Consider the following 3,616-nt stretch of genomic DNA (forward strand, 5'->3'; position numbering starts at 1 on the left):
GAGACTTTCTGCCAATCTCTTGACCCATACGAGCGAAACCTGACAAATATTTGGGAAACCTCTGCTTTAACTTTCCTAGAAAAACTTATCCCAGAGTCAGAACTTCCTATTTTAGCATCAGCGATAATTGCCGAAGATCGGCTTTCACCAGATCGGCGATCGCTATATCGTTTAATTTTGTCTCGCGTGCTTGAACTAACAGCACATTCCCAAACCGATGGGATATATAAAGCTCCTACTACACAAAAATCATCTCTACCATATCACGATGCTGTCAGGAAAGTTTGCGCTCAAATCCAAGATGATATAGATGTTATAGGAAATAGTTTTAAGTCAAGCGCAAAATTACATTTAATGAGTTCCGAAAAAATGCTGCCATTGGCAAATGAAAGCGTTTCTATCTGCATTACATCTCCACCTTATTTAAACAATTTCGATTTTGCAGAAATGACACGAATGCAGCTTTATTTCTGGCGTTACGCTAGCTCATGGAAAGAAATTACAGAACGAGTGCGACGCCGACTTATTGTTAATACAACTACTGCTCCCACTGACTTAAAACGCAATCAACATTTATTCTCGGAATCTTTATCTAAATGCTTTCGCTCTGAAATCCAACCACTTGTTGAGGCACTAAAGCAACAAAAGCAGCTAAGAAAGGGGAAAAAAGATTATTACTTGTTATTATATCCTTATTTTGCACAAATGCAGTCAGTTATCCGTGAATTGAAAAGGGTACTTCGACCTCAAAGCCCCGTCCATCTTGTTGTAGCAGATGCGGCTCTTTATGGAGTTCATATCCAAACTGATAAACTATTGGCACAACTTATGCAGGAAAATGGATTTCAGGTTTTGAAAATCGAAACCCTGCGAGCTAGAGGTAGCCGCTGGCTTCTCGAAAAACGACAGGGCACAGAAAAAGGTCTTGGGGAGTTTCACATTTATGCCAGAAGAATTTGATTTAGGTGCGGAAGTAAAAGAAAACAGGTTAGAAGAAGCAAACACAGGCACACTTTATGGTATCGCCAAAGAAGCCATGAAAGATTACGTGCAAGTTTACTTGGATTTAACTCGCAAAACTAGCGGTTTAGCAAATATACTGCCAGAACACGTTCAGGAATTTGCCCAGAAACTGGTTGTTCTTAGCGGTATCGACAGCGCGATCGATCCGCATTCTAGTAGTGCAGAACAAGTTGCACAGGAATGGCGACGCCGACAGGCTGTACCTTTTGATGTAGAATCTGCGATTACTAAAGGTGTATACATCCAGCTACGAAACCGAGTTGTAAATCTGTTAAACGAACTCGAACAAGCAACCAAAGGGTTTTTAGAATTTGACTTTGGTTATATTCAATCTCATCCCTATATGCTGCCGATTCTTCAGCGTCTTGCCAATATTTCTAGTAAGGCAGAACTAAAGAAACGGATTGGCAATGTTTCAGACAATGCAATTTCAGAATCAGCATCTAGAAAAATGTCCGCTTTGTTGAATCAACTCAAGCCAGGGCAAAATATGAGTCGCGGACAGATTTTGCAGAGTATTGAACCAACTCTGGAAGGCATTGTTCGCGACTTGGTAGGCAGAATTCTTCTTGAAAGCATCGTTGCCAATGCTCTTGATGATGCTAATGTGCCGTATAAGCTAGAGTCTGAATACAGCTATTTGGAAGGTGTTATTTATAACTTCCGAGCCGATTTCGCGATCCCAGACGAGATAACGCCGAAAGCTTTTATAGAGGTGAGAAAATCATCTTCAAGGCACGCATCGCTCTACGCCAAAGATAAAATGTTTTCAGCCATTAATTGGAAAGGTAAAAATCAGGATATGCTTGCGGTTATAGTGGTTGACGGCCCTTGGACAGCGGAAACCTTAAAGGTTATGGCAAAGGTGTTCGATTATGTTGTACCTCTTAACAGAGCATCCGATGTTGCAGAAGCAATTTCTGCATATATAGCAGGAGATAATTCGCAACTAAAATGGATCGTTGAATTTTCGATTCGTCCAGCTAATTGAGGAAGAAAAAAGGTCAACAATACGCTACGCTCGCTTCCCATAATAACGCTACCATTATTCTATTACTTTACAGGTAATTAAATGATCGATCGCCCCAAAATTTTCTCTTTCTTCTCAGGTTCCGGTTTTCTCGATCTCGGTTTTGAATTGAACGGTTTTGACATAGCTTATGTCAACGAAATTTATGCACCGTTTATGCAAGCATATCGTTATTCAAGGCAATGTCTTAACCTACACTCACCAGCATACGGATACCATGAGGGAGAAGCAGCAGATGTGACTAAACTAACCGAAGCCGAACAAGCGCAAAGACTCCAGCAACTAATTCAGGATGCACGCAAAAATACCGATATTATTGGCTTTATCGGTGGCCCTCCTTGTCCTGATTTTTCAGTTGGTGGCAAAAATCGCGGTGCGGAAGGAGACAATGGTAAGCTTTCTGCCGCTTATGTTGAATTGATTTGTCAACAAAAACCAGATTTCTTTTTATTTGAGAATGTCAAAGGACTGTGGAGAACCAAAAAACACCGTACTTTTTTTGAAAATCTTAAGGCTCGACTTAATCAATTTGGATATATATTAGTAGAACGTCTAATTAATGCGATCGAATACGGCGTCCCCCAGGATAGAGACAGAATTATCCTGATTGGTTTTCATACCAACTTAATCAAAAATATCGGCATTAAAGTTAATTATAACCAAAAGCTACTTCCCGAAACAGCTTTTCCTTGGACAAAACATATTTTGTATCCCAGACAGCAAGCTTTCGCATATCCTTGGCCTTCCACTGCGCCATTTAGGGAAGATTTTATATTGCCTTGTCCTGATGGTATACCACAACAGCTAACAGCAGAATATTGGTTTGAAAAAAACGATGTCCTCAATCATCCGAACGGACAACATTATTTTAAACCCAAAGCAGGTCTGAAAAGATTTGCTTCCGTCGATGAAGGAGATGATTCCAAAAAATCTTATAAGCGTCTTCATCGATGGCGCTACTCGCCAACAGCCTGCTACGGAAATAACGAAGTACATTTACATCCATATAAAGTTCGCCGACTTACAGTAGCTGAAGCACTCGCGATTCAATCTTTGCCAAAAAACTTTGTTCTGCCATCAAATATGTCACTTACTAATATGTTTAAAACAATCGGGAATGGTGTTCCCTACCTAGCATCAAAAGGTATTGCCGAAACAATTATTGACTTTTTACAAATAAGCGATCGCATATCGTGTCATACCCATCTCGCACTTGCTAAACTTGATGGCGATCGCACATTTACCCCATCCCTAACCAGTTCGCCATAACACTTCCACATCAAAAGTCAACCATAGGAACTAAGAAAGTTCGATAATATTATACATGAACTCCAATCTATACCTATTTATCGAAAACCTCGTTTTCTTCCTACTTGCCACAGCTTTTACAGTAGTGGTAGGTTGGGCGTGGAGACACTTAAAACCCTTCACCCTTCCCCAACCTCTACCTGGGTGGTATAAAATCTGGTTCGGTACGATACAGATAGTCGGAATCGTAATACCCCTGCTGGCAATGTTTCTGTGGGGCGTTTGGTGGCGTTACAGCAGCGTATTAACTGTACT

The 3,616-nt window shown here is 40.7% G+C and carries 2 protein-coding genes and 2 pseudogenes; all 4 read left to right on the forward strand.

The annotated features are described in order from the left end of the window. Window positions 1-960, forward strand: a pseudogene (locus H6S82_RS23535) (hypothetical protein); the annotation flags it as partial. Next, window positions 944-2,014: a hypothetical protein gene (locus H6S82_RS23540; RefSeq protein WP_242057084.1), complete on the forward strand. Its 1,071-nt coding sequence runs from the start codon at window positions 944-946 to the stop codon at window positions 2,012-2,014. The pseudogene H6S82_RS23535 and the gene H6S82_RS23540, both read left to right, overlap by 17 nt. Window positions 2,015-2,095: 81 nt before the next feature. Further along, window positions 2,096-3,322, forward strand: a complete 1,227-nt coding sequence (locus tag H6S82_RS23545; RefSeq protein ID WP_190464999.1) for a DNA cytosine methyltransferase — start codon at window positions 2,096-2,098, stop codon at window positions 3,320-3,322. A gap of 55 nt (window positions 3,323-3,377) precedes the next feature. After that, window positions 3,378-3,616: pseudogene (locus H6S82_RS33055) on the forward strand (hypothetical protein); the annotation flags it as partial.

Origin of the sequence: Planktothrix sp. FACHB-1355, assembly GCF_014748295.1 — a bacterium.
GTDB lineage: Bacteria > Cyanobacteriota > Cyanobacteriia > Cyanobacteriales > Aerosakkonemataceae > Aerosakkonema > Aerosakkonema funiforme_A.

Bases quoted from the DNA above. Each gene is read 5' to 3' on its own strand.
- H6S82_RS23545 (WP_190464999.1), top strand. From the start codon at position 2,096: ATGATCGATCGCCCCAAAATTTTCTCTTTCTTCTCAGGTTCCGGTTTT.
- H6S82_RS23540 (WP_242057084.1), top strand. From the start codon at position 944: ATGCCAGAAGAATTTGATTTAGGTGCGGAAGTAAAAGAAAACAGGTTA.